Annotated in this window: 17 protein-coding genes; 10 read left to right on the top strand and 7 right to left on the bottom strand. The window is 68.8% G+C overall.

Going from position 1 to position 21,275, the window contains the following annotated elements; all coding sequences use genetic code 11:
* Window positions 1-18: 18 nt before the first annotated feature.
* The 5 genes from ACESMY_RS13290 (at window position 19) to dgcA (ending at window position 5,511) form a co-directional block, all read left to right on the top strand.
* Entirely contained in the window at window positions 19-612 is a 594-nt protein-coding gene (locus tag ACESMY_RS13290) for a DedA family protein (protein WP_372785076.1), read from the top strand.
* Between the two features lie 52 nt (window positions 613-664).
* Complete coding sequence (locus tag ACESMY_RS13285) at window positions 665-1,471, top strand: polysaccharide deacetylase family protein (RefSeq protein WP_372785075.1); 807 nt, start codon at window positions 665-667, stop codon at window positions 1,469-1,471.
* Window positions 1,472-1,578: 107 nt separating this feature from the next.
* Complete coding sequence (locus ACESMY_RS13280; protein WP_372785074.1) at window positions 1,579-1,794, top strand: hypothetical protein; 216 nt, start codon at window positions 1,579-1,581, stop codon at window positions 1,792-1,794.
* A gap of 301 nt (window positions 1,795-2,095) precedes the next feature.
* Window positions 2,096-4,528 carry a polar localization protein TipN gene (locus tag ACESMY_RS13275; RefSeq protein WP_372785073.1) on the top strand — a complete coding sequence of 811 codons (2,433 nt, stop codon included), beginning with the start codon at window positions 2,096-2,098 and terminating at the stop codon, window positions 4,526-4,528.
* A gap of 2 nt (window positions 4,529-4,530) precedes the next feature.
* Window positions 4,531-5,511, top strand: a complete 981-nt coding sequence (gene dgcA / locus ACESMY_RS13270) for an N-acetyl-D-Glu racemase DgcA (RefSeq protein ID WP_372785072.1) — start codon at window positions 4,531-4,533, stop codon at window positions 5,509-5,511.
* On the opposite strand, the gene ACESMY_RS13265 is transcribed toward dgcA, so the two are convergent.
* Together ACESMY_RS13265 and ACESMY_RS13260 are read right to left on the bottom strand one after the other, a co-directional pair.
* The gene (locus ACESMY_RS13265) at window positions 5,508-6,659 is read right to left on the bottom strand and encodes a glycoside hydrolase family 99-like domain-containing protein (protein WP_372785071.1); all 1,152 of its coding nucleotides are present in this window, start codon (window positions 6,657-6,659) and stop codon (window positions 5,508-5,510) included. The two genes, dgcA and ACESMY_RS13265, sit on opposite strands and share 4 nt — an antisense overlap.
* Window positions 6,660-6,765: 106 nt before the next feature.
* The gene (locus ACESMY_RS13260) at window positions 6,766-8,262 is read right to left on the bottom strand and encodes a lipopolysaccharide biosynthesis protein (protein WP_372785070.1); all 1,497 of its coding nucleotides are present in this window, start codon (window positions 8,260-8,262) and stop codon (window positions 6,766-6,768) included.
* Window positions 8,263-8,382: 120 nt separating this feature from the next.
* Between ACESMY_RS13260 and ACESMY_RS13255 the strand changes: the two genes are divergently transcribed.
* Window positions 8,383-8,793, top strand: a complete 411-nt coding sequence (locus ACESMY_RS13255; protein ID WP_372785069.1) for a DUF4112 domain-containing protein — start codon at window positions 8,383-8,385, stop codon at window positions 8,791-8,793.
* A gap of 75 nt (window positions 8,794-8,868) precedes the next feature.
* The gene (locus ACESMY_RS13250; protein WP_372785068.1) at window positions 8,869-10,158 is read left to right on the top strand and encodes a nucleotide sugar dehydrogenase; all 1,290 of its coding nucleotides are present in this window, start codon (window positions 8,869-8,871) and stop codon (window positions 10,156-10,158) included.
* On the opposite strand, the gene ACESMY_RS13245 is transcribed toward ACESMY_RS13250, so the two are convergent.
* Entirely contained in the window at window positions 10,148-11,164 is a 1,017-nt protein-coding gene (locus ACESMY_RS13245; RefSeq protein ID WP_372785067.1) for an NAD-dependent epimerase, read from the bottom strand. The genes ACESMY_RS13250 and ACESMY_RS13245 overlap by 11 nt on opposite strands.
* Window positions 11,165-11,294: 130 nt before the next feature.
* Between ACESMY_RS13245 and ACESMY_RS13240 the strand changes: the two genes are divergently transcribed.
* On the top strand, window positions 11,295-13,403 hold the full coding sequence (locus ACESMY_RS13240; RefSeq protein ID WP_372785066.1) for a prolyl oligopeptidase family serine peptidase: 2,109 nt from the start codon (window positions 11,295-11,297) through the stop codon (window positions 13,401-13,403).
* Window positions 13,404-13,594: 191 nt separating this feature from the next.
* Window positions 13,595-15,448 (top strand): phosphoenolpyruvate carboxykinase (GTP), encoded by a 1,854-nt coding sequence (locus tag ACESMY_RS13235; RefSeq protein ID WP_372785065.1) that lies wholly within the window; start codon window positions 13,595-13,597, stop codon window positions 15,446-15,448.
* A 3-nt stretch (window positions 15,449-15,451) separates the two neighbouring features.
* Here ACESMY_RS13235 and ACESMY_RS13230 read toward each other — a convergent pair whose 3' ends face one another.
* The 4 genes from ACESMY_RS13230 to ACESMY_RS13215 form a co-directional block, all read right to left on the bottom strand.
* A complete protein-coding gene (locus tag ACESMY_RS13230; RefSeq protein ID WP_372785064.1) occupies window positions 15,452-16,552 on the bottom strand; it encodes a glycosyltransferase family 9 protein in 1,101 nt (366 codons plus the stop codon).
* A 21-nt stretch (window positions 16,553-16,573) separates the two neighbouring features.
* Window positions 16,574-18,505: a polysaccharide biosynthesis protein gene (locus ACESMY_RS13225; protein ID WP_372785063.1), complete on the bottom strand. Its 1,932-nt coding sequence runs from the start codon at window positions 18,503-18,505 to the stop codon at window positions 16,574-16,576.
* 231 nt (window positions 18,506-18,736) lie between these two features.
* Window positions 18,737-19,459: a TorF family putative porin gene (locus ACESMY_RS13220; protein ID WP_372785062.1), complete on the bottom strand. Its 723-nt coding sequence runs from the start codon at window positions 19,457-19,459 to the stop codon at window positions 18,737-18,739.
* Window positions 19,460-19,671: 212 nt separating this feature from the next.
* Window positions 19,672-20,472: an SDR family NAD(P)-dependent oxidoreductase gene (locus ACESMY_RS13215; protein ID WP_372785061.1), complete on the bottom strand. Its 801-nt coding sequence runs from the start codon at window positions 20,470-20,472 to the stop codon at window positions 19,672-19,674.
* A 91-nt stretch (window positions 20,473-20,563) separates the two neighbouring features.
* Between ACESMY_RS13215 and queF the strand changes: the two genes are divergently transcribed.
* Window positions 20,564-21,019, top strand: a complete 456-nt coding sequence (queF, locus tag ACESMY_RS13210) for a preQ(1) synthase (RefSeq protein WP_372785060.1) — start codon at window positions 20,564-20,566, stop codon at window positions 21,017-21,019.
* Window positions 21,020-21,275 lie beyond the last annotated feature (256 nt).

Genomic DNA, 21,275 nt, shown 5'->3' with positions numbered 1-21,275 from the left:
ACGGCCACCGGCGAGGCGATGGAAGAGTTCCTGCGACAGTATGGGCCGATCGGGATTTTCCTGGGCGCGGCGTTCGAGGGTCAGACCGCGGTGATCGTCGGCGGCCTTTTGGCGCGCCAGCACATCCTGCAGCTTTGGCTGGTGCTGTTCAGCGCCATGGCCGGGTCGGCGATCCTCGATCACCTGCTGTTCATCGCCGGCCGGCAGTTCCGGACCCATCGCTGGGTGGTGCGAGCAACGCAGCAGCAGGCGTTCGCCCGGGCTCTGCGGTTCATCGAGCGGTTCCCGATCAGCTACATCCTGACCTTCCGATTCATCTTCGGCCTGCGGGTCGCCAGCCCGATCGCGATCGGGGTTTCCCAGGTGCCGACCTGGCGCTTCGCGCTGCTCAACATCGCAGGCGCGATCATCTGGGCGACCGCCTTCACCATGCTGGGTTTCATCTTCGGCGAGGCGGTGCACAATCTCTTGGGCCATGGCCACCATGCCGGGCGCTGGACGCTGATCGCCGCCGGCGGAATCATCGTGGTCGTGCTGATCGTCTGGGCGGTGCGCTACCTCCTGCGCCGCCGCCACGGCCCGCCGGTCGAAACCCCGGCGGACGCGCCCTAGGGCGCGAGGTGCGTTGCGGGAACGCCGCGCGAAGCGTAGCCGTTGGCGTCTCATGGCCGAATCCGGGATCTCACGACGTTCGCTGTTCGCCGCGGCGGCGGCGCTTGGCCTTGTGGCCCCTGCGTCGGCCCAGCCGGCCCGCGCCTGGCCGAACGGCGCGCGGGCGGCGGTGAGCCTGACCTACGACGACGGCCTGAACAGCCAGCTCGACAACGCCGTGCCGGAACTCAACCGGTTGGGGCTGAAGGCGACCTTCTTCCTCACGGAGGACAACGCCCATTGGCGGCTCTCCGACTGGGAGGCCCTGGCGCGCGACGGCCATGAGGTCGCCAACCACACCGTGACTCATCCCTGCGCGCTCAGCGGCTACAGCGCAGACCGGTTCGAGCACTCCGAGATCGAGGGGATGGAGGGTTACCTCGACGCGCACTTCGGCGCCGACCGGCAGCGGACCTTCGCCTATCCCTGCGGCTATCTGGGCATCGGTCACGGGCCCCGCCGTGAGCGGTACGCGCGCTACCGGCGCATCCTGGAGCGCGATAGCGTCATCGCGGCGCGCACGACGGCCGGCGGCCCCAACCGGCCGGCCGAGGCGGTGGCCGATCCGCTGCATCTGCACGGCTTTGAGCCGACCTTCGAAGGCGATGGCGTTGGCCCCGCGATCCGCTACCTCAATGAGACGGTGGCCCGGGGCGGCTGGGCGATCCTGGTGTTCCACGACGTGCTTCCGAAGTGGCATACGGACGGCGACGCGAGCGTCGCGACGCATAACAAGATCCTCGCGCGCGTCGCGGCCCTCGACGTCTGGTGCGCCCCGATGGGCCAGGTGTTCGACTATGTGGAACGCCGCTGGCGCTGAGGCCTCGCGAGGCCCGCAACATTACGCAAAATTCACGCGCCCGGCTGTCGCTCCATGGCGTGGCTTGGCATATAACACCGCTCGACGGAATCGCTTCGGAGCCGGGGTTGGCGATGACGACACTTACCGAGATTGTCGCCGCAGTGGTCGTGCATTCGTCGGCCGTCGCGCTTTCGCATTTTGGTGTCACCGTGGAGCCGGCCCAGATCGAGCGGCCCGCGCCGGCCGCCGAGCGGGTGGTGGCCCGCACGCCCACGCATCGTCACGCGCTTAAGACCTCCTGTCCCGGACAGCACCACCGCGCGCGCGTCATCAAGGTCTGAACTTCCGCAGAACACCGCCTTTATCGGGCCTTACGCGCGCACGGCTGTTTGCGTCGCGACCCATCGCGGGTAATCCTGCGCAGGCAGTGGGGGCGTCGGCGCCGGTCCAGCCCGGCGGCATCGACGGAAGAGGCCTATGAGGATCAAGAAGCGGACCCGGCCGGCGGACTTCGGTGCGTCGCCGCGCGACACCTTCGCGGAGGCATCTGCGGACGGCGAGACGTCATTTCGGGAGCCCGATGGACGGGCGTCCGCGGACGCTTCGGCGTGGAGCACGTTGGAAGAGCCGCGCTTCCACTCCATGACCGCGAGCTCGGCGCGCACGCCGGCGCCGCAGGATGTGGCGGAAGACGACTATGAGGACGCCGAGGTCGATCCCTATCGGCCGCCGCCGGGTTGGCCGATTTATCTGACCGCCCTGGCGGTGGCCGGGCTTTGGGCGCTCGGCCCGATCGCATTCGCCCTGGGCTACCGCCAGGGCGTCGTGCCGCTGCACAACGACACCTTCGCCCTCTTGGTGTTCAGCCTGCTGGCGGTTGGACCCGGCGTCTTCGTCTTCTTCGCCGCCTACATGGTGCGCCAGGGCCAGAAGCTCGGCGCGGAGTCCCGCCGGACCAAGGCCATGGCCGAAGACATGCTGGCCCCCGCCGTGGTCGCCGCCGCGCGCGCCGGCCTGGTGACCCAGGGCGTCCGCGAGGAGATTGTCCGCGCGGGCGTCGCGGCCCACGAGGCGCGCGAGACGCTGCAGGCGATGCGCGAAGCCCTTGCCGCCGAGAGCCAGAAACTGCTCGAGAGCACGGAGACCTCGGTCCGCACCACTCACGAACTGACCACCACGCTCGGCCGCGAGCGCTCGGAGATGGGTGCGCTAACCCAAAGCCTGGACGCCCAGGCGGCCCGGGTGGTCGACAGCATCGGCCAGCAGGCGCGGATGGTGGCCGAGGCCTCAGAAGTCGCCGAGGCGCAGCTGCGCGAGGCTGAAGCCGCGCTTGCGGCCCGCGCCGCCGACATCACCGCGGCGGCCGGGGAGGCGAGCAATGCGGCCCGCACCGCCGGCGAGGACCTCACGCGCCATATCGCCCGGCTGGAAACCGCGGGTGTCGGCGTCGCAGAGCAGGTGCGCGCCGCGGAGAGCGGCCTCACTGAGCAGCGGACGGCGCTGATCACGCTCGCCGAGACACTGAAGACCGACAACGAGGCCTTCGCCGAACAGGCCGAGACCCACGCCGCCAAGCTCTCCGAGTTCATCGAAGAGGCCCGCGCCTCGTCGGTGGAGCTCAGCGACCGCGCACTGAAGGGCGGCGAGAGCCTGCGCGCCCTGGTGACAACCGCCGCCGAGCAGGTTCGCGAGCTCGCTGCGACCGCGGAAACCGAGCGCGAGGCGTTCGGCCAGTCGACGCAGCGATCCCTGGAGACCGTGTCTCAGGCTGCGGCCGACGAGCGCGAGAAGATGGAGGCCCAGACGCGGGCGGCCATCGAGGCGTTGGCCGCCGCCGCGGAGGAGACGCGCGCGGCCGCCGCCATCCACTCGGCCAGCGCCCGCGAACAGGTCGATCAGCTCTCCGAAGCCGCCGCCACGGCCGGCCAGGCGGCCAACCAGGCGTTCGAGGCGAGGCTCTCGGAGGCGCGCGCGCTGGTCGAGCAGTCCTCCGCCATGGTGGACCAAGCCGGGGCCGCGACGGCCAAACGGTTGGAAGAAGCCGCCGCGGCCGCCCGCGCCGCGCTGAGCGCCCTGCAGGAGATGATGGGCGAGATCGACCAGCGCGCCGCGCGCATGCCGGCCAGCGCTCAGGCCCAGGTCGATATGGTGCGCGCCTCGGTGACCGAGGGCCTGGAGGCGTTGACCGCACAGGCGCGCCGCACCGCCGAGGAGGCGCAGGCTATCGACGCCTCGTTCCAGGACCGCGCTCGCCGCAACTTCGAGATGCTGGGGGAGGCCGTGCGCCTGATGGGCGTCTCGGCCGCCATCCCCGCCGGCGCCGCCCCGCCGCGGCCCGCGGCCCCGCCGCCGGTCGCGCCGCCACCAGTCGCGCCGGCCCGCCCCGTGCTGGTGGAACCGGTCGCCCCGGAGCCGCCGCCCGCGCCCGCCGCAGCCGCAGCCGCAGAGGTCGCGGCCCCGGAGGTCGAAGCCGCCGAGGACGAGGACGATCGGGCGTTGGAAGAGCTGATGGAGCCGGCCCCGGCGCGGGCTGCGGCCGAGGACCCGGGCCTGCGGCCGCGTCTCAAACTCACGCCCACGGCGACGGACGAGGAATTCTCCGCGGTGTTCGAAGCCGCCGGGGGCCTGGCGGCCGATCCGGCGGAGGCTCCGCACGAGGGGGAGTCCTGGACCTGGAAGGACCTGCTCGCCTCCATCGACGGCGCCGATCCCGAAGGCGAGCGGCTGCAGGACGTCCTGGGGAACGAGCTTTCGAAGATGGGCGTGGAGCCGGCCAAGCTCCTGCCCAAGGCGCGGATCGACGAGATCGCCGCGGCCGTGCAGACCGGCGACTCCGAGGGGGCGCGGACCGTGGTCAGACGGCTTGCGCCCGCCGCGACCCGGCGGATCGAGCGGCGCCTGTTCACCGACGAGGATGCCCGGCGACGCGCCGAGGTCTATATCCGCCGCTACCAGACCCTGGTTGACGACGCGATGGTGCGCGATCCGGAGGGCTTCCTGATGGCCACCCTGCTCGGCGACGACGCCGGGCGGATCTATCTGCTCCTCGACGCGGCGGCGGGAGACCTGGGCTAGGCGTGGCGGGGCTAAGCGCCCGTGTCGAGCGCTGGCCGCTGGCCGCGGCCTTCGTTATCTCCCGCGGCGCCAAGACGGAGGCCGAGGTGGTGGTGGCCGAGATCATCCAGGACGGCCATCGCGGCCGGGGCGAGGCGGTGCCCTATGCGCACTACGGCGAGACGGCGTCGGGCGTCCTGAGCGAAATCGAAGACGTCCGGCCGCGGATCGAGGCCGGGATCGCGCGCGGCGCGCTACAGGGCCTCCTGCCGCCCGGCGCGGCGCGCAACGCGCTCGACTGCGCGCTTTGGGACCTGGAGGCCAAACAGGCGGGCGTGCGGGCCTGGACGCTCGCGGGCCGGACGCGGCTCGATCCGGTGAAGACGTGCTTCACGATCAGCCTGGGGGCGCCCGAGGAGATGGCTGAGGCGGCCCGCGCCAATGCGCGCCGGCCCATGCTGAAGCTGAAGATCGGCGGGCCCGACGACCTCGCCGCCGTCGCCGCCGTCCATGCCGCTGCGCCGCGCGCCCGGCTGATCGTCGACGCCAACGAGGCGCTGAGTTTCGACGATCTGCGCCGGCTCGCGCCCGACCTCGCGCGGCTCGACGTCAAGCTTCTGGAGCAACCGCTGCCGGCCGCCGAGGACGAGGTGCTGGAGGGCTATGAGAGCCCCATCGCCCTGTGCGCCGACGAGAGCCTGCACACACGCGGGGAGCTCGCTGCCTGTGCGCGGCGCTACGGCCTGGTCAACATCAAGCTCGACAAGACCGGCGGCCTCACTGAGGCCCTGGCGCTGGCCGCCGAGGCGCGGGCCATGGGACTGGGCCTGATGATCGGCTGCATGGTGGCCACATCGCTCGCCATGGCGCCGGCGCTGATCCTGGCTCAGGGCGCCGAGTTCGTGGACCTCGATGGGCCGCTGCTGCTGGTCCGCGACCGCGAGCCGGGGCTCGCCATCACCGGCTCGCTGATCGAGCCGCCGCCTGCTGCGTTGTGGGGCTAGGTCGCGCCGGCCCGGGAGGCTGAGGGCAGCAGAACCTCTCGCAGGGCGTCGAGCAGCCCGTGGCCATATTGGGCGTCCGGCTCCACGTGATTGCCCTCAGCCCACTCGTTCCAGGATTTCAAGAATAGGATCCTGTGCTCCGGGGGCCGGGCCTTCAGGAGGTTCACCGCCTTTTCGAGGTAGGCCTTGAAGAGCTCGACTGTCATCCCCTCGTAGACCAGCCCACGTTCGCCCGAGCGGGGCGTGTTGTCCCACCCGGCGAGGACTGACAGGAGAAAGCGCGGATCGTCGGGCAGGTCCTCGAAGGCATGCGCCACGACGTCCGCGAAATCGATACGGGTCGGCCGGCGCAGGGACGGGGGTTTGAACCGGTTCAGGCGGCCGACGTTCAGCTCGGCGAGGCGCCGCGACAGAGAGCGGCCCGCGGCCCAGCCGTGGGTCTCCAGATAGTCCTGCGGACCGCAGATCGTCACGGCGTCGAACGGCTCGAGGATCTTGTCGCGGTAGCGGTCCACGCCCCGCGCGTGGACGTGCGAGATCGCCACGAAGTAGAGACCCGGCAGGCCGGCCTTCAGCGCCAGCTCCCGCCAGTGGTCCAGCATGGCCGCGCTTGAAGGCAGGTCGTTGGGGCGGAAGATCACGAACAGCGGCTTGCCGTCCACCCGGGTGTAGCGCGGGTCCTCGAAGGCCTTCAGCGCCCAGCGGAAATGGGCTTCCTCATCGGCCCTCCCCGGGTACGACTGCTCGATCAGGGTGGCGTTCGGCGCGCCGTGCCAGATACCCGTCCATGTCTGGTTTGCCCAGGCCAGGCAGAACGGGAAGTCAGGCGCGCCCGAGGCCAAGACTTCGTCGAAGGGCCGCTCCAGGATGCGGCGTCCGTCGCCGAACCAGTAGTGCCAGTAGCAGAAGGACTCGATGCCGGCTGCGCGGGCGAGCTGCGCCTGATGTTCCCGGACTTCGGGCGCCCGCAGGTCGTAGAAGCCGAGGTCGGCCGGAAGCCGCGGCTGATGATGGCCGCGAAACATCGGCCGGGCCTTGGCGACATTGGTCCATTCGGTGAAGCCCGGGCCCCACCAGGCGTCGTTCTCCGGGATGGGATGGAACTGCGGCAGATACAGCGCGAGCACGCGCGCCAGGGGTTCCGTCATTTCCAGTCCCGGACCGAACGTTGATAGGGGAACGCTTCACTACAGGCCTGCCGCGACTCGGCAAGCGGCGCCAGGGCGAGCTTGACCGGCCGCCTTTACCAGGATGCTAGGCGCGCTTCGTCCCGCCATTGAGGGAGGTCACGAGCCGCCAGGTGGTCGCCAGGAGATCGCGGCCGCCGGGCATCGCCAGCGATACGAGGCCAAAGACCGCATAGGCCGCGAAGAGCGCGGCCAATGTCAGCCATCCGGTCAAGTGGCCCGACAGCGCCAGTAGCGCCGCCGTCGTCACCGCTGCCGGAATCAGCAGCGGAAGCAGGGCGCCGGCGAAATCACGAAGGGTGACGAGGCCGTTCCTGGCCGCGCCCCAGACCATCAGAGGCGTCTGCAGGAGAATGAAAGTGAAGGCGTTGAGCCGCACGACGCCGATGGCGCCCCAGCGGATGCCGATCACGAACGAGGCGAGGCTGATCAGGGCGGTGGCGACGGACAACCGGAATTGGCGGTTGGTCCTTCCCTCGCTGGCGAACAGCCAGCCGGTGGTGGTGAAGATCGGCGAGACGATCCCGCCGACCGAGAACCAGAAGAATATAGGCGCGGCGTTCGTCCATCGGGGACCCCAGAGGAACTGGATGAACGGGTGGGCGAAGGTCACGCAGAACAGCATGACCGGCGCGGTCAGCAGGAGGCTGAGCTTCAGCATCTGCACATAGATCCGCCGATAGCGGGCCGGATCGTCGCGGACCCGCGACAAGAGCGGCAGTGCCACGCGGTTCAACGGGGCGAGCAGCTGATTCAAAGGCTGCAGGACCAGGCCGTAGCTGCGATCGTAGAGGCCGAGCGCCACCTTGCCGGCGAAGGCGCCGACGATGATGTTGTCGGCGGTCATGCTGACGTAGCCCGCGACGCTGACGCCCGTCAGGTTCGCCCCGAACCGCGCGATCTCGCCCGTGCCCGGCGCAATGCCCGGAAGAGAGGGACGCCACCGGCTGAGCGCGAACGCCAACACCGCTGTGGCCCCCGCGCCGACCACCTGGCCGATCACCAGGGACCAATAGCTGAAGCCCGCCCACGCCGCCCAGATGGTGGCGCCGATGCCGAGGGCGATGCCCGCCAGGTCGGCGACCGTGGCGGAGACGAACCGCATCTCGCGGGCCAGGATCGCCAGCGGGACCATCGAAAGTGTGCTGAGCAGCAGCCACCCGGTCATCGCCGCGAGCACGGCGGTGACATGGGGTTCGCGGTAGACCAGGGCCGCGACGGGCGAGGCGACGAGCAGCACAGCCGCCAGTCCGGCGCTGACCAGCAGGCTGAGCCAGAACAGCGAGCTGATCTGCTTCGGGGGCAGGGCGTGGTCCCGGATGATGGCCTGCGAAAATCCGACGTCGTTGAGCGCGACGGCAAACGCGACAATGGGGCTGACCATCGCGACCAGACCGAATTCGGCCGGCGCGAGCAGCCGCGCCATGACCACCGTCGAGCCGAACCGCAGGACGAACTTCACGCCCTGGGCGACCAGGGTCACGGCCGCGCCGACCGCCGATCGGCGCCGCAGAGCGTCGTTGTCGAAGCCGGCCTCTACATCCGTGGCGCCGAGATCAGACATCCATTGCCTTGCGACGTGCCGTACCAGCGAAATAGCGCGAGCCCATTAACGACGAGTTCCGCGCCTTAAGCGAGAGTGGGGCCCGTGCAGCCCATTGCTGCGGCAAGACGTTGGGGAGCCATGACCACGACCAAAGACCGCGCCCACCGCGCCTGGCGTAACGCTGAGCGGATCAAGCAGCTCTCCGACAACCTGATCAAGATCGGGCCATGGGGCATTGGCCTGGACGGCGTCCTGGCCTGGGTGCCGGCCGCCAATACGATCTACAGCGTCGGCGCGGGCGGCCTGCTGATCTACGAGGCCATCAAGGCCGGCGCGGGTTCGTGGACCCTGGCGCGGATGGCCGCCTATCTGGTCCTCAACAGCGCCATGACCGACTTCCCGATCGTCGGCTGGGCGATGGACACGCTGTTCCGCGGCCACCTGATGGCGGCCAACGCGCTGCAGAAGGATATCGAGGCCCGCTTTGGCCCGGCGGAGGTCGCCGTGGACGCGGCCTCCTGGCGGCCGGTAAGGCGCTCCGTCCCCTAGGCCCCGTCCGCGCTTCCCGGACCGGACCCAAACCGTGCTAGTGACCGCGCCAGACCTTCCCCGCACGAGATCCTGATGCTGCAGAACCCGTTCACCCAGACGCCCGCGAAGATCGCGGTGATCGGCCTGGGTTATGTGGGGTTGCCGCTGGCCGTCGCCTTCGCCGCCGCGCACGAGGTGGTGGGCTTCGACATCAAGGCGGCGCGGATCGCCGAGCTGCGGGCCGGGGAGGACCGCACGCTGGAGGTCTCCGCTGACGAACTGGCCGCGGCGCGTGGGCTGAAGCTCAGCGCCGATCCGGCGGACCTTGCGGCCTGCAACGTCTTCATCGTCACCGTGCCGACGCCCATCGACGCGGAGAAGCGGCCGGACCTAGCGGCCCTGATGGCGGCCAGCCGCACGGTCGGCGCGGCGGTCGGCAAGGGGGGGGTGGTGATCTACGAATCCACCGTCTATCCGGGCGCGACCGAGGAGGACTGCGTGCCGGTGGTGGCGGAGGTCTCCGGGCTCACGTTCAACCAGGACTTCTTCGCCGGCTACAGCCCGGAGCGCGCCAATCCCGGCGACCCGAGCCACCGCCTGGCCAACATCGTCAAGGTGACGGCGGGCTCGACGTCGCAGGCCGCAGACTTCGTGGACGCGCTCTATTCGTCGGTGGTGACGGCCGGCACCCACCGGGCGAGCTCTATCCGCGTGGCCGAGGCGGCCAAGGTGATCGAGAACACCCAGCGGGACCTGAACATCGCACTGATCAACGAGTTCTCGTTGATTTTCCAGCGGCTTGGCGTCGACACTTCAGAGGTCCTGGCGGCCGCCGGCACCAAGTGGAACTTCCTCAACTTCCGGCCGGGCCTGGTCGGCGGCCACTGCATCGGGGTCGATCCCTACTACCTGACCCACAAGGCCGAGGCGCTCGGCTACCACCCCGAGGTGATCCTCGCCGGGCGGCGGATCAACGACGGCATGGGCCCCTATGTGGCGCGACAGCTGATGGGCGAGATGGCCCGGCGGGGGACCGCCGTGACGGGCGCGCGCGTCCTGATGATGGGGCTGGCGTTCAAGGAAAACTGCACGGACCTGCGCAACACCCGCGTGATCGACATCGTCCGGGAGCTGGCCGGCGAGGGCGCGGTCATCGACGTCTGGGACCCCTGGATCGACGCCGCCGAGGCGCAGGCCGAGTACGGTCTCGACCTGATCGCGGCGCCCAGGCCGGGGGTCTATGACGCCATCGTGCTGGCGGTGGCCCACAAGCAGTTCACCGAGCTCGGCCCCGAGGCGATCCGGGCGTTCGGCGGGCCGAAATCGGTGCTCTTCGACGTGAAGAGCGTGCTGCCCAAGGGCGCCGCCGATCTCAGGCTTTGACGGCGTAATAGTCCAGGTACCAGTCGACGAAGGCGCCGATGCCCACCTCGATCGGTGTGGATGGGGCGTAGTCTAGAGCCGCCTTGGTTTCCTCGACATCGGCCTCGGTGCGGGCGACATCGCCGGGCTGCATGGGGAGCAGATTGAGCTCGGCCTTCTTGCCCAGCTTCTCCTCCAGCACCTGGATGTAGCGCATCAGCTCGACGCGTTGGCTGGCGCCGAGGTTGAGGATGCGCCAGGGGGCGACGCCGCTGGTCGCGGGATCCGGCTTCTGCGGGTCCCAGGCGGGGTTCACCTGGGCTGGGCGGTCGATGGCGGCGACCAGGCCGTCGACGATGTCGGCGACGTAGGTGAAGTCGCGTTGCATCTTGCCCTCGCCGTAGACGTCGATGGGTCGGCCCGCGAGAATCGCCTCGGTGAACTTGAAGAGCGCCATGTCCGGCCGGCCCCAGGGCCCGTAGACCGTGAAGAAGCGAAATCCCGTCGAGGGGAAGCCGAAGAGGTGCGCGTAGCTGTGGGCCATGGCCTCGTTGGCGAGCTTGGTGGCCGCGTAGAGGGTGATCGGGTGGTTGGCCCCGTCGTGGACGTTGAAGGGCAGCTTGCCGTTGGCGCCATAGACCGAGCTCGTCGAGGCGTAGACCAGGTGCTTGGGCTGGGTGGCCCGGCAGCCCTCCAGAATGTTCAGGAAGCCCACGACGTTGGAGTCGACGTAGGTGCGGGGGCTTTCCAGGCTGTAGCGGACGCCGGCCTGGGCGGCGAGATTGACCACCGCCGCGGGCTTCACCTCGGCGAAGAGCGCAGCGACGCCGTCGCGATCGGCGAGATCGAGCCTGGCGTGGCGATAGGCCGGATGCTTTTCGAGGATCGCCAGGCGCGCGGCCTTGAGGGCGGGGTCGTAGTAGGAGTTCAGGTCGTCGAGGCCCACGACGGTGTCGCCGCGTTCCAGCAACCGGCGCGAGAGGTGGAAGCCGATGAAACCGGCCGAGCCTGTGACCAAGATCGTCATGCCGCCGCAAACTCCTGTCGCCGTTCAGACTGGCTGTGCCACCGCCCGCGCCGAACTTCAAACCCCGAGGACGCAGTTCGAATCTCCCGCTAGGGTTCAGCCTTCAGAATTCGAGTCTCGCGGGGGCGTCATGAAGATTTCCACCCTCCTGGCGGCGGGCGTGCTCGCCGCCGTCGGTGTTGCGGCCCTACCGGCCGGCGCCAAGACGGCGGTCACGCACGAAGCCATCTGGATGATGAAGCGCGTCGGCGCGCCGATCGTCAGCCCGGACGGCAAGTGGGTGGTGTTCGCGATCGTCGAGCCCGCCTACGAGGCTGACAAGCAGGTCAGCGACCTGTGGCTAGCGCCCGCGGCGGGCGGGGCGCCGCCGCGGCGGCTGACCAACACCAAGGCCGGCGAGGGCGGGGCGGTCTGGTCGCCGGACAGCCGGATGATCGCCTTCACCACCAAGCGCGAGGGCGACGACGCCGATCAGGTCTATGTGTTGGACATCGCCGGCGGCGGCGAGGCGCGGCGGGTCACCAGCCTTTCCACCGGCGCCTCGAACCCGCAGTGGCGGCCGGACGGCCAAGCGATCCTGTTCGAGACAAGTGTCTTTCCGAACGCGCTGGACGACGAGGCCAACAAGAAGGCCGCAGCCGAGAAAAAGGCGCGCAAATACAACGTCCGCACCTATGAGCACTTCCCGATCCGCTATTGGAACGAGTGGCTGGACGAGAAGCAGCCGACCATCGCGGTGCAGGGCCTGGCGCCGGGCGCGAAGGCCAAGGACATCCTCTCGGGGACCAAGCTCGCCCATACGCCGGGGTTCTCAGGACCGGAGGGCGAGACCAGCGTCTCGCTGTCGCCGATCTGGAGCCCGGACGGCAAGGAGGTGCTGTTCGCGGCCACCACCGAGCGCTGGAACACCGCCTATAGCCAGGCGAGCTATCAGCTCTATCGGCTGCCGGCAGACGGCGGGGGAGAGGCGACGCCGGTCGTGGGCGCCCGCGGCGAATACGGCGATGCGGCCTTCAGCCCGGACGGCAAGGCGCTCTACTTCAACTACGCCCCGATCGACGGCGAGATCTACCACCTGGGACGGCTGAGCAAGGTGGCCTGGCCGGCCGGCGGGGCCGCGACGGTGGTGGCGAAGGACTTCGACCGCGAACCGGCGCGGTTTGCCATCACGCCGGACAGCAAGACCATCTACCTGCTGGTTCCCGACGCCGGGAAGGAGAACCTCTACCGGGTCGCTGCCGATGGCGGGAAGCCTACGCTGGTGATCGAGCCCGCCACCGGCGGCTACACCAGCCTCGTCATCCCGCAGAAGGCCGCCAAGCCGCTGCTGATCGGCTCCTACGGCAGTTCGGTCAGCCCGGCCGAGGTCGTCCGCATCGATCCGGCCGCCAGGACCCACGCCAACCTGACGCACATCGACACCGCGGCGGCCGCTGCGCTCGACTGGGCCGCGCCGCAGCACTTCTGGTTCACCAGCGCCGGCGGGCGGCAGATCCACAACATGATCGTCCTGCCGCCGAACTTCGATCCCGCGAAGAAGTACCCGCTGCTGGTGTTCATCCACGGTGGGGCCGCCAGCACGAACCCCGACCAGATCGGCCTGCGGTGGAACTACCACCTGCTGACCGCGCCCGGCTACGTGATGCTGCTGACCGACTACACGGGCTCGACCGGCTTCGGCGAAAAGTTCGCCCAAGCGATCAAGCACGATCCGCTGAAGACGCCGGGCCTGGAGATCAACCAGGCGGTGGACGAGGCGCTGAAGCGCTATGCCTTCATCGACGGGACGCGGATGTGCGCGGCGGGCGCGAGCTACGGCGGCCACCTGGTCAACTGGCTGGAGGCCACCACCACGCGCTACAAATGCCTGGTCAGCCACGCCGGCGAGGTGGACCTCGCCACCCAGTGGGGCACCAGCGACGGGATCTATGGCCGCGAGGTGACCAACGGCGGACCGCCCTGGGAAGGCAATGCGATCTGGCGGGACCAGAGCCCGATCACCTACGCGGCCAACTGGAAGACCCCAATGCTGCTGTCGATCGGCGAGCGCGATTTCCGCGTGCCGATCGGGAACACGCTGGAGAATTGGGCCGTGCTGCAGCGTATGAAGGTGCCGAGCCGCCTCCTGGTCTGGCCCGACGCCTGGCACTGGATCACCAAGCCGGAGGACAGCCGCCATTTCTACGCTGAGGTCGACGCCTGGCTGGCGCGCTACCTGAAGGATGGCGCGCAGAAGTGAACACCCGACGTGAGCGCCCGACCGATCGAAACAAGATGTTGTGCGTTGATCGCTACGAACAGCCTGAAATGCTGGCCCGTAGTATGCAGGCGGGCGATCTGCATCTAAGAGACTGTTCAACTTTGACCGTGCCGGGGCGGCTGATTCCGTCCAAATCAGACGGGCGGTGAGTGGGGCGAGGGAGCGTCAGTATGAGCCAACGCAGCGTCCCGGGAGTCGAGCCCGCTCCGACGAAACACGCGAAACTGGTCCAGTGGGTTCGTGAGATCGCCGCGCTGACAGAGCCCGACCGGGTCCGCTGGTGCGATGGCTCCGAGGCCGAGTGGACCGAGCTGACCGGGGAGCTGGTCGAGGCCGGGACACTCAAACGGCTGAATCCGGAAAAACGTCCGAACTCCTTCTACGCCGCCTCGGACCCGCGCGACGTGGCGCGCGTCGAGAGCCGCACCTTCATCTGCTCCGAAAAACCCGAGGACGCCGGCCCGACCAACAACTGGCTCGAACCCGGCGAGATGCGCGCCGACCTGAAGGACCTGTTCAAGGGCTGCATGCGCGGGCGCACCATGTACGTCGTGCCCTTCTGCATGGGTCCGCTCGGCTCCAAGATCAGCGCCATCGGCGTGGAGATCACCGATTCGGCCTATGTGGCCGTATCCATGAAGATCATGACCCGGATGGGCCAAGCCGCCCTCGACCAGCTCGGCGAGGACGGCTTTTTTGTGCCGGCCGTGCACTCGGTCGGGATGCCGCTGGCTGAGGGTCAGGCCGACGTCGCCTGGCCGTGCAACGAGATCAAATACATCGTCCACTTCCCCGAGACCCGGGAGATCTGGTCCTACGGCTCCGGCTACGGCGGCAATGCGCTGCTCGGCAAGAAGTGCTTCGCGCTGCGTATCGCCTCGGTGATGGCGCGCGACGAGGGCTGGTTCGCCGAACATATGCTGATCCTGAAGCTGACGTCGCCGCAGGGCGACGTGCGGTTCCTCTCGGCGGCTTTCCCGAGCGCCTGCGGCAAGACCAACATGGCCATGCTGCAGCCGACGCTGGCCGGCTGGAAGGCGGAGACGATCGGCGACGACATCTGCTGGATGCGATTCGGCGACGACGGGCGGCTCTATGCGGTGAACCCGGAGGCCGGCTTCTTCGGGGTCGCGCCCGGCACCGGCGAGAGCACCAACGCCAACGCCGTGGCCGCGCTCCACGCCAACTGCATCTTCACCAACGTAGCCCTGACCGACGACGGCGACGTCTGGTGGGAAGGCCTGACGGACGAGGCGCCGGCGCACCTGATCGACTGGCGCGGCCAGGACTGGACGCCGAAGAGCGCCGAGCCCGCCGCCCATCCGAACGCCCGCTTCACCGTGCCGGCCTCGCAAACCCCGGTGATCGCGCCGGAGTGGGAGGACCCGGCCGGCGTGCCGATCTCGGCGATCCTGTTCGGCGGCCGCCGGGCCTCGGCGGTGCCGTTGGTCAACGAGGCGCGCGACTGGGCGCACGGCGTGTTCATGGCCTCCAACGTGGCCTCCGAGGGTACGGCGGCGGCCGAGAACGCTATCGGCGAGCTGCGCCGCGACCCCTTCGCCATGCTGCCGTTCTGCGGCTACAACATGGGCGACTACTTCGCCCACTGGCTGGCCATGGGCGCCAAGGCCGACCCGGCCAAGCTGCCCCGCATCTATTTCGTCAACTGGTTCCGCAAGGACGAACGCGGCAAGTTCGTTTGGCCGGGCTACGGCGAGAACGCCCGCGTCCTGAAGTGGATCGTCGACCGGCTGGAAGGCCGCGCGGACGCCGTGGACACGCCGATCGGCCTCCTGCCGGCGCCGGGCAGCCTGGACGTCTCCGGCCTCGATCTGACCCAAGCCCAGCTGGACCTCCTGCTCACCGTCGACGCCGATATCTGGCGCCAAGAGGCGGCCCTGGTGCCGGCCTTCTACGAACGGTTCGGGGAACGGATGCCGGCGGCGCTCTGGACGGAGCTCGAGGCCCTGGTGCGACGGCTGGGCGAACCGGCCCGCAAGCCGGCGATGGCGGCGGCGGAATAGGCCTTAAGGCCACCTAAGCACGGCCGGAAGGTCGGCGGCGATAGCGCGAAGCACGCCGGCCCAATCTCGCGGTGCGGCCTGACGGTAGAGACGGATGCTCGGATACCAGGGGCTCGTCGCGCGCCCGTCGTAGAACCAACGCCAGTCGAGACCGAGATAGGGCAGGATCACCCAGCAGGGCTTGCCCATGGCGCCGGCCAGGTGGGCGACTGCGGTGTCGACCGCGATGACCAGGTCGAGCTGCTCGATGACCGCGGCGGTGTCGGCGAAATCAGCCAACGGCAGAGGACCGCCCGGCTCGAGGGACACCGCGCCCGGCAGGGACTGCAGGAAGTCGGCGCCTTCGTAGGGTAGCGAACGCTGCGCGTCGTTGACGTGGATCGCCTTGCCCCTGGCGACGACGCCGATGCGGGCGGCGGGTCCGATCTTGCCCGCCCACTTAGCGCGGCGATCCGCCGGCGGGGCCAGATAGGGCCAGGAGTCAGCAAGACTTTCCACGGTGACACCGAGCCGGCCGGGCAGCGACCCGATCATCGCCCAGGCGTCGGCGGCAGGCACGCGCAACTGGCCTTGCGCCGGGATCACCGTGGCGCCGAGGTCGGACAGCAGCGCACAGAGTTCCGGCCGCAGCACCAGGGTGACGGCGATGCCGCGGGCGACCAGGGCCGGCACGAAACGCGAATGCTGAATCGCGTCGCCGAAGCCCTGCTCGTCCCAGATCACCAGCGAGCGGACCGTCCCGCCGTCCCACTCCGGATAGGGCAGGTTCGGACGCACGCTGCCGGCCGACAGCGCCGCGCGGGCCTCGAGAAGCGGCCAGGCCTCGGCATAGCGGCCGAGACCCAGAAGCAGGTTGGCAAGGTTGATCTTGAGTTCGGCATCATCGGGCTCGCGGACCAGAGCCAGACGGCACTCGTCCAGCGCCTCGTTCCAGCGATGCTGCCCCTCAAGGAGCTTGATGAGGTGGCGGTGGGTCGCCGGGGCCATGGCCGGGACGGCGAGCGCGCGACGGTAGACAGCCTCAGCGACCGCGAGGTCGCCCTCAAGATGGGCGAGGAACGCGCGTCGCAGATCGACCAGCGTCACGGTGTCGGTCGGGGACATCTGATGGGCCTGGCCGGTGCGTCAGCCGTTGGCCACGACGCGCAGGTTTGGCGCGCCGGCCGCGCGTTCGCCGCGGATCTGGGCGACCAGATCGAAAAGCGCCCGGCGCACGGCGTCTACGTCGCCGCGCTCGGCGAGGGCCTCGATCTCCGCGAGATGGGCGCCGGAAATGCGCACGGCGGAGTTGGAGACCACTTCCAGCACCTTGTGGGCGCAGGGCAGGGACCGCTCGGTCTCGTCGAGCAGGGCCTCGGTCAGCTTTTCGCCGGGGCGCAGGCCGGTGATCTCGATCTCGATCTCCTTGCCGGGCGTGCGGCCGGAGAGCGCGATCATCTGGCGGGCGAGGTCCATGATCCGGACCGGCTCGCCCATCTCCAACAGGAAGAGGCGCGCGTCGCGGCCTTCGCCCTCGGCGCAGGTGGCGGTGGCGTGGAGGACGAGCTGGCTCGCTTCCGGAATGGTCATGAAGAACCGCTCCATGTCCGGATGGGTCACGGTCACCGGGCCGCCGCGCTCGATCTGCGACTTGAAGATCGGAACCACCGAGCCCGCAGAGCCCAGCACATTGCCGAAACGCACGGCGGAGAAGCGCGCGCCCTCGCCGCCATTCTGCTGCGCCTGGATCACCGACTCGGCCAGGCGCTTGGTGGCGCCCATGACATTGGTGGGGTCGACGGCCTTGTCGGTGGAGATCAGGACCATCTGGCCGGCGCCGCAGGCCTTGGAGGCCTCGGCCACGTTCCAGGTGCCCACCACATTGGTGAGCACGCCCTCGCAAGGATGCTGCTCGACCATCGAGACGTGTTTCAGGGCCGCGGCGTGGAACACCAGGTCCGGGCGTTCGGCGGCGAAGGCCTGGGACACCCGGGCGGCGTTGCGGACGTCGCAGAGCACGGCCTGACGGGACATCTGCGGGTGGGTCTCAGCCATCTCGCGCTCGATCTCGAAGAGCGAGGTCTCCGAGAAGTCCATCAGCGACAGGTGGGCGCAACGGAAGGCCGCGACCTGGCGGCAGAGCTCCGCGCCGATGGAGCCGCCGGCCCCGGTGACCAGCACGCGCCGGCCGCGGATCAGATTGCCGATGGCGACGCGGTCGAGTTCGATGGGCTCTCGGGCCAGCAGCTCTTCGATGTTGATGTCGCGCATCGGCAGCAGGGTGACGCCGTCGTGCTGGGCGAGTTCGACGATCGAGGGTAGGCGGAGCAGGCGGATGCCGTCGGTCTTGAGGCGGCCAAGCTGGTCGGCGGTGAGGCCCTTCAGGCGGCCCGGCTCCTCGAGGAAGAGGATGGCGCGCGGATAGCGGTTCCAGCGGCGCAGGTCGGCCAGAGCCTCATCGAGGTTCTCCAGGCTTTCGATGATGCAGACGCCGCGCACCTGCTGGCCGACGTCGCGCGGGTCAGTGCCGACGATGCCGACCGGGGTGTAGGTGCGGTCATGGCTGCGCGCGATGTCGCGCAGGTAGGTGTCCGCCTGGGAGGGCGGGCCGATCAACAGGAGGGACGGCGACTGGGTGATCCGGTCGGTGATGGTCTTGAGCGGCGAGAAGCTGTCCAGCGCGTGCTCATGCAGGGCGCGCCGAAGGATCCGAACGCCCATGGAGCCGACCATCTGGAACATCGGCGCCAGGAACAGCGTCGAGCGCGGCACGCCACGGGCGCGGTCGATGACGAAGACCCAGAGCAGGAAGACGCCGACGGTGAAGAGCGCGATGCGCGCCAGCACCAGCGCGTCGGGGATCGAGGCGTAGCGCCACGGCGACAGTTCGCGGCGGAACAGCACCGTGAAGCCGCCGGCAAGGGCGGCGTAGAGCACGATGAGCTGGATCTGGCTGAGCGAAGCGACCCCTTTGAGGTCAAGGGTCGGAAGGCCCGAGGAGGCGACCTGGAAGGCCAGAGCGAAGGCGATCGCGGCCAGCACCATGTCGGCGACGATGGTCTGGGCTCGAAAGGCCATCCGCTCCATGCGCCGCACTCCGTTTGCTCTTCGAATCGTCAACATAGGCTCGAGGGTGCGAGCGTCCACCGAAACCGATAGGATCAGGCGATCCCAAGAGGGCTATAGCACCCCGCTGCACGATCCGTGCGCGTAGCGAGGCGGGGAAGCCAGAAAAGCAGCGCCATACTGGCGCCCATAGAAAAGCCGCCGCTTTCGAAGGCGGCGGCTTTGGAGCGTAAACGCCGATGGTTACGGGAAAGTAGCTTTCACGCCGAGAACGAGCTTCGATTTGTAGATGCTGCCGAAGCTGTGCTCGTCGGTGTCCCAATAGCGCAGATCAAAGCCGACGTGGCTGTTGAGCGCGTAACCGACGCCAAGGTTCCATGTGTTGTAGTCGAGCGGCCCCACGACTTCCTGGTGGCCCAGCGCGCCACTGACCGAGAACGGGCTCTTGCCGATCGGCAGTGAGCCGTTGATCTCGTAGTAGGTGGCCTTGCCCGTCTCGCCGAAGAAGTCGTCCGAATAGAAATAGGCGACACCGACGGTGGCCGGTCCGACCGCCATGGAGGGCGCGACCTTCCACTCGGTATAGACCTCCTTCGGGCCCGAAGGCTGGTTGGTGTAGCCGTAGCGGATGACGCCCAGGTCGACGGTGACCGGTCCCAGGACCGGCTTGATGCCGGCATAGATGTCGTACTCCATCCGCGTGCCGTTCAGGAAATCGACATTGGAGAGCCAAATCCCGGCATAGCCGATGGTCAGGATAGTCGCGTCAGCGCCGCCGAAGATGCTGGCCTTGTTGTTGGTCTGGCTGACCCCGCGGAATTCGTAGTCGGTGTTGGCGCCGACGTTGAAGACGACCGATATCGGCTTGGTTTCGGCGGGCGCGGGCGGCGCGTCATCGGCCCGGGCGACGCCGGCGATCGACAGTGTCGCGGCCGCGGCGAGGAGCGAGAGTTTCAGAGCCTTCATTCGTGTATCCCCTTGTTCCCGGCCTGCGCTGTCCGGGTTGACCGGATCCGACCGTACGAGGTCATCGTCGCGGCCAGCCCCGGCAGATCAACGTCCGCACACCTCGTAAGGCCGTGCTTGACGGTGCTGATCAATGTTTGGGCGTCGTCGGGCTCAGGCGCCATCCGTTTAGGCGCCCCGCGACATCGGCGAAGTATAAAGGCCCAGCCGGCTCAGCGGGCGACGAGCGGGGCAAAGCTCAGGTGGGAACCTGCGTCCACCAGCAAGGTTTCGCCCGTCACATGGCGCGACGCCCGAGAGGCGAGGAAAACGGTGGCCGCGGCGATGTCGTCCGGCGTGGAAGCGGCCTTCAGCGGTGTGCCCGCCGCGGCGTTGGCCCGGATGCGGTCGACGGCGGCCTCGGTGAGCCCCTTGCCGAACCAGGGGGTGTCGATGAAGCCCGGGCAGACGGCGTTGACCCGGATCTTCGGCGCGAGCGCGCGGGCCAGGGACAGGGTCATGGTGGTCAGCGCGCCCTTGGAAGCCGCATAGGGCACTGAGGAGCCGATGCCGGTGACGCCGGCGATGGAGGCGGTGTTGACCACCGCGCCGGGTTGCGGGGCGGCTTCCAGCAGGACGCGGCAGGCGCGGACCATCTGGTATGCGCCCACGACATTGACCGCATAGAGGTCGAGGAAATCCTGGGCCGAGACGGCGTCCATATCCGCGTGGTTGGCGAAGCGGGTGACGCCCGCGTTGTTGAAGAGGGCGTCGACGCGGCCGAAGGGCTCGGCGGCCGCGGCGATCTTCTTGCAGTCGTCATCGGAGGCGACGTCGCCCTGCACGAGCACGGCCTTGGCGCCTTCGGCCTCGACCAGGCGGGCGGTCTCCTGGGCTTCCTCGGCGCTGCGGGCGTAGTTGATCACCACCGCCTTGGCGCCTTGGCGGGCAGTCTCTACCGCGATGGCGCGGCCGAGCCCGGTCGAGGCGCCGGTCACCACCACCACGAAGTCCTCGAAACCGCCGCCGGCCATGTTCGCCTCCTACTGTTTTGCGGCTTGATAGCGGCAACTGCGGTGGCTGTCTCGGTTGCGGGCGGGGAGGCGCGGCGGTAAAGCCGCGCGCATGGATGAAACCCGCCTGACCCAGCTCGGCCGTGAGGTTCGCGGCTTCGACAGCCCCGATGAGGCCGTGCTCGAGCGCGTGCCGAACCCGCAGGCGGACACGCTCTATCTGACGCGTTTCACGGCGCCTGAGTTCACCTCGCTCTGCCCGGTGACCGGACAACCCGACTTCGCGCATCTGGTCATCGACTATGCGCCGGGCGCATGGCTGATCGAATCCAAGTCGCTGAAGCTCTATCTGAGCTCCTTCCGCAACCATGGGGCGTTCCACGAGGACTGCACGGTGGCCATCGGCCGGCGGATCGTGGAGGTTGCTGAGCCGCAGTGGCTGCGTATCGGCGGCTATTGGTTCCCGCGCGGCGGCATTCCGATAGATGTGTTCTGGCAGAGCGGCCCGGCGCCGCAGGGCCTTTGGCTGCCTGATCAAGGTGTAGCGCCGTATCGCGGACGCGGCTGACGCGACGAGAAGTGAGTCTAGCGGCTGGAAAAACGACCCTCTCCCATCGATTACATGTCGTTAACGGGTTGGCCCCGCTAAAAATTTCAAGAACGACGCCGTTAGTTTCAGATGTCGGAGAGCGACGACTGAGTCAGGTGGTTTCTCGTCTGACGGGAAAAGCTATGGGTGTTATGGCGAAGCCTGTTCGGGCTTTCCAAAACCGTTAATTCGGCCTATATCAAGGACGCCCAACTCTCCTCGGGCGTGTCACCTC

Origin of the sequence: Phenylobacterium sp. (genome assembly GCF_041691455.1) — a bacterium.
Lineage (GTDB): Bacteria > Pseudomonadota > Alphaproteobacteria > Caulobacterales > Caulobacteraceae > Phenylobacterium.
The sequence above is the reverse complement of the archived record's forward strand: the minus strand, read 5'-3'. Positions and strand labels throughout refer to the sequence as shown.

Excerpts from the sequence above, each read along its gene's own strand:
- ACESMY_RS13290 (WP_372785076.1), top strand. The coding sequence starts at position 19 with ATGGAAGAGTTCCTGCGACAGTATGGGCCGATCGGGATTTTCCTGGGC.
- ACESMY_RS13285 (WP_372785075.1), top strand. The coding sequence starts at position 665 with ATGGCCGAATCCGGGATCTCACGACGTTCGCTGTTCGCCGCGGCGGCG.
- ACESMY_RS13275 (WP_372785073.1), top strand. The coding sequence starts at position 2,096 with ATGACCGCGAGCTCGGCGCGCACGCCGGCGCCGCAGGATGTGGCGGAA.
- ACESMY_RS13265 (WP_372785071.1), bottom strand. The coding sequence starts at position 6,659 with ATGACGGAACCCCTGGCGCGCGTGCTCGCGCTGTATCTGCCGCAGTTC.
- ACESMY_RS13260 (WP_372785070.1), bottom strand. The coding sequence starts at position 8,262 with ATGTCTGATCTCGGCGCCACGGATGTAGAGGCCGGCTTCGACAACGAC.
- ACESMY_RS13255 (WP_372785069.1), top strand. The coding sequence starts at position 8,383 with ATGACCACGACCAAAGACCGCGCCCACCGCGCCTGGCGTAACGCTGAG.
- ACESMY_RS13250 (WP_372785068.1), top strand. The coding sequence starts at position 8,869 with ATGCTGCAGAACCCGTTCACCCAGACGCCCGCGAAGATCGCGGTGATC.
- ACESMY_RS13245 (WP_372785067.1), bottom strand. The coding sequence starts at position 11,164 with ATGACGATCTTGGTCACAGGCTCGGCCGGTTTCATCGGCTTCCACCTC.
- ACESMY_RS13240 (WP_372785066.1), top strand. The coding sequence starts at position 11,295 with ATGAAGATTTCCACCCTCCTGGCGGCGGGCGTGCTCGCCGCCGTCGGT.
- ACESMY_RS13235 (WP_372785065.1), top strand. The coding sequence starts at position 13,595 with ATGAGCCAACGCAGCGTCCCGGGAGTCGAGCCCGCTCCGACGAAACAC.
- ACESMY_RS13230 (WP_372785064.1), bottom strand. The coding sequence starts at position 16,552 with ATGTCCCCGACCGACACCGTGACGCTGGTCGATCTGCGACGCGCGTTC.
- ACESMY_RS13225 (WP_372785063.1), bottom strand. The coding sequence starts at position 18,505 with ATGGCCTTTCGAGCCCAGACCATCGTCGCCGACATGGTGCTGGCCGCG.
- ACESMY_RS13220 (WP_372785062.1), bottom strand. The coding sequence starts at position 19,459 with ATGAAGGCTCTGAAACTCTCGCTCCTCGCCGCGGCCGCGACACTGTCG.
- ACESMY_RS13215 (WP_372785061.1), bottom strand. The coding sequence starts at position 20,472 with ATGGCCGGCGGCGGTTTCGAGGACTTCGTGGTGGTGGTGACCGGCGCC.
- queF (WP_372785060.1), top strand. The coding sequence starts at position 20,564 with ATGGATGAAACCCGCCTGACCCAGCTCGGCCGTGAGGTTCGCGGCTTC.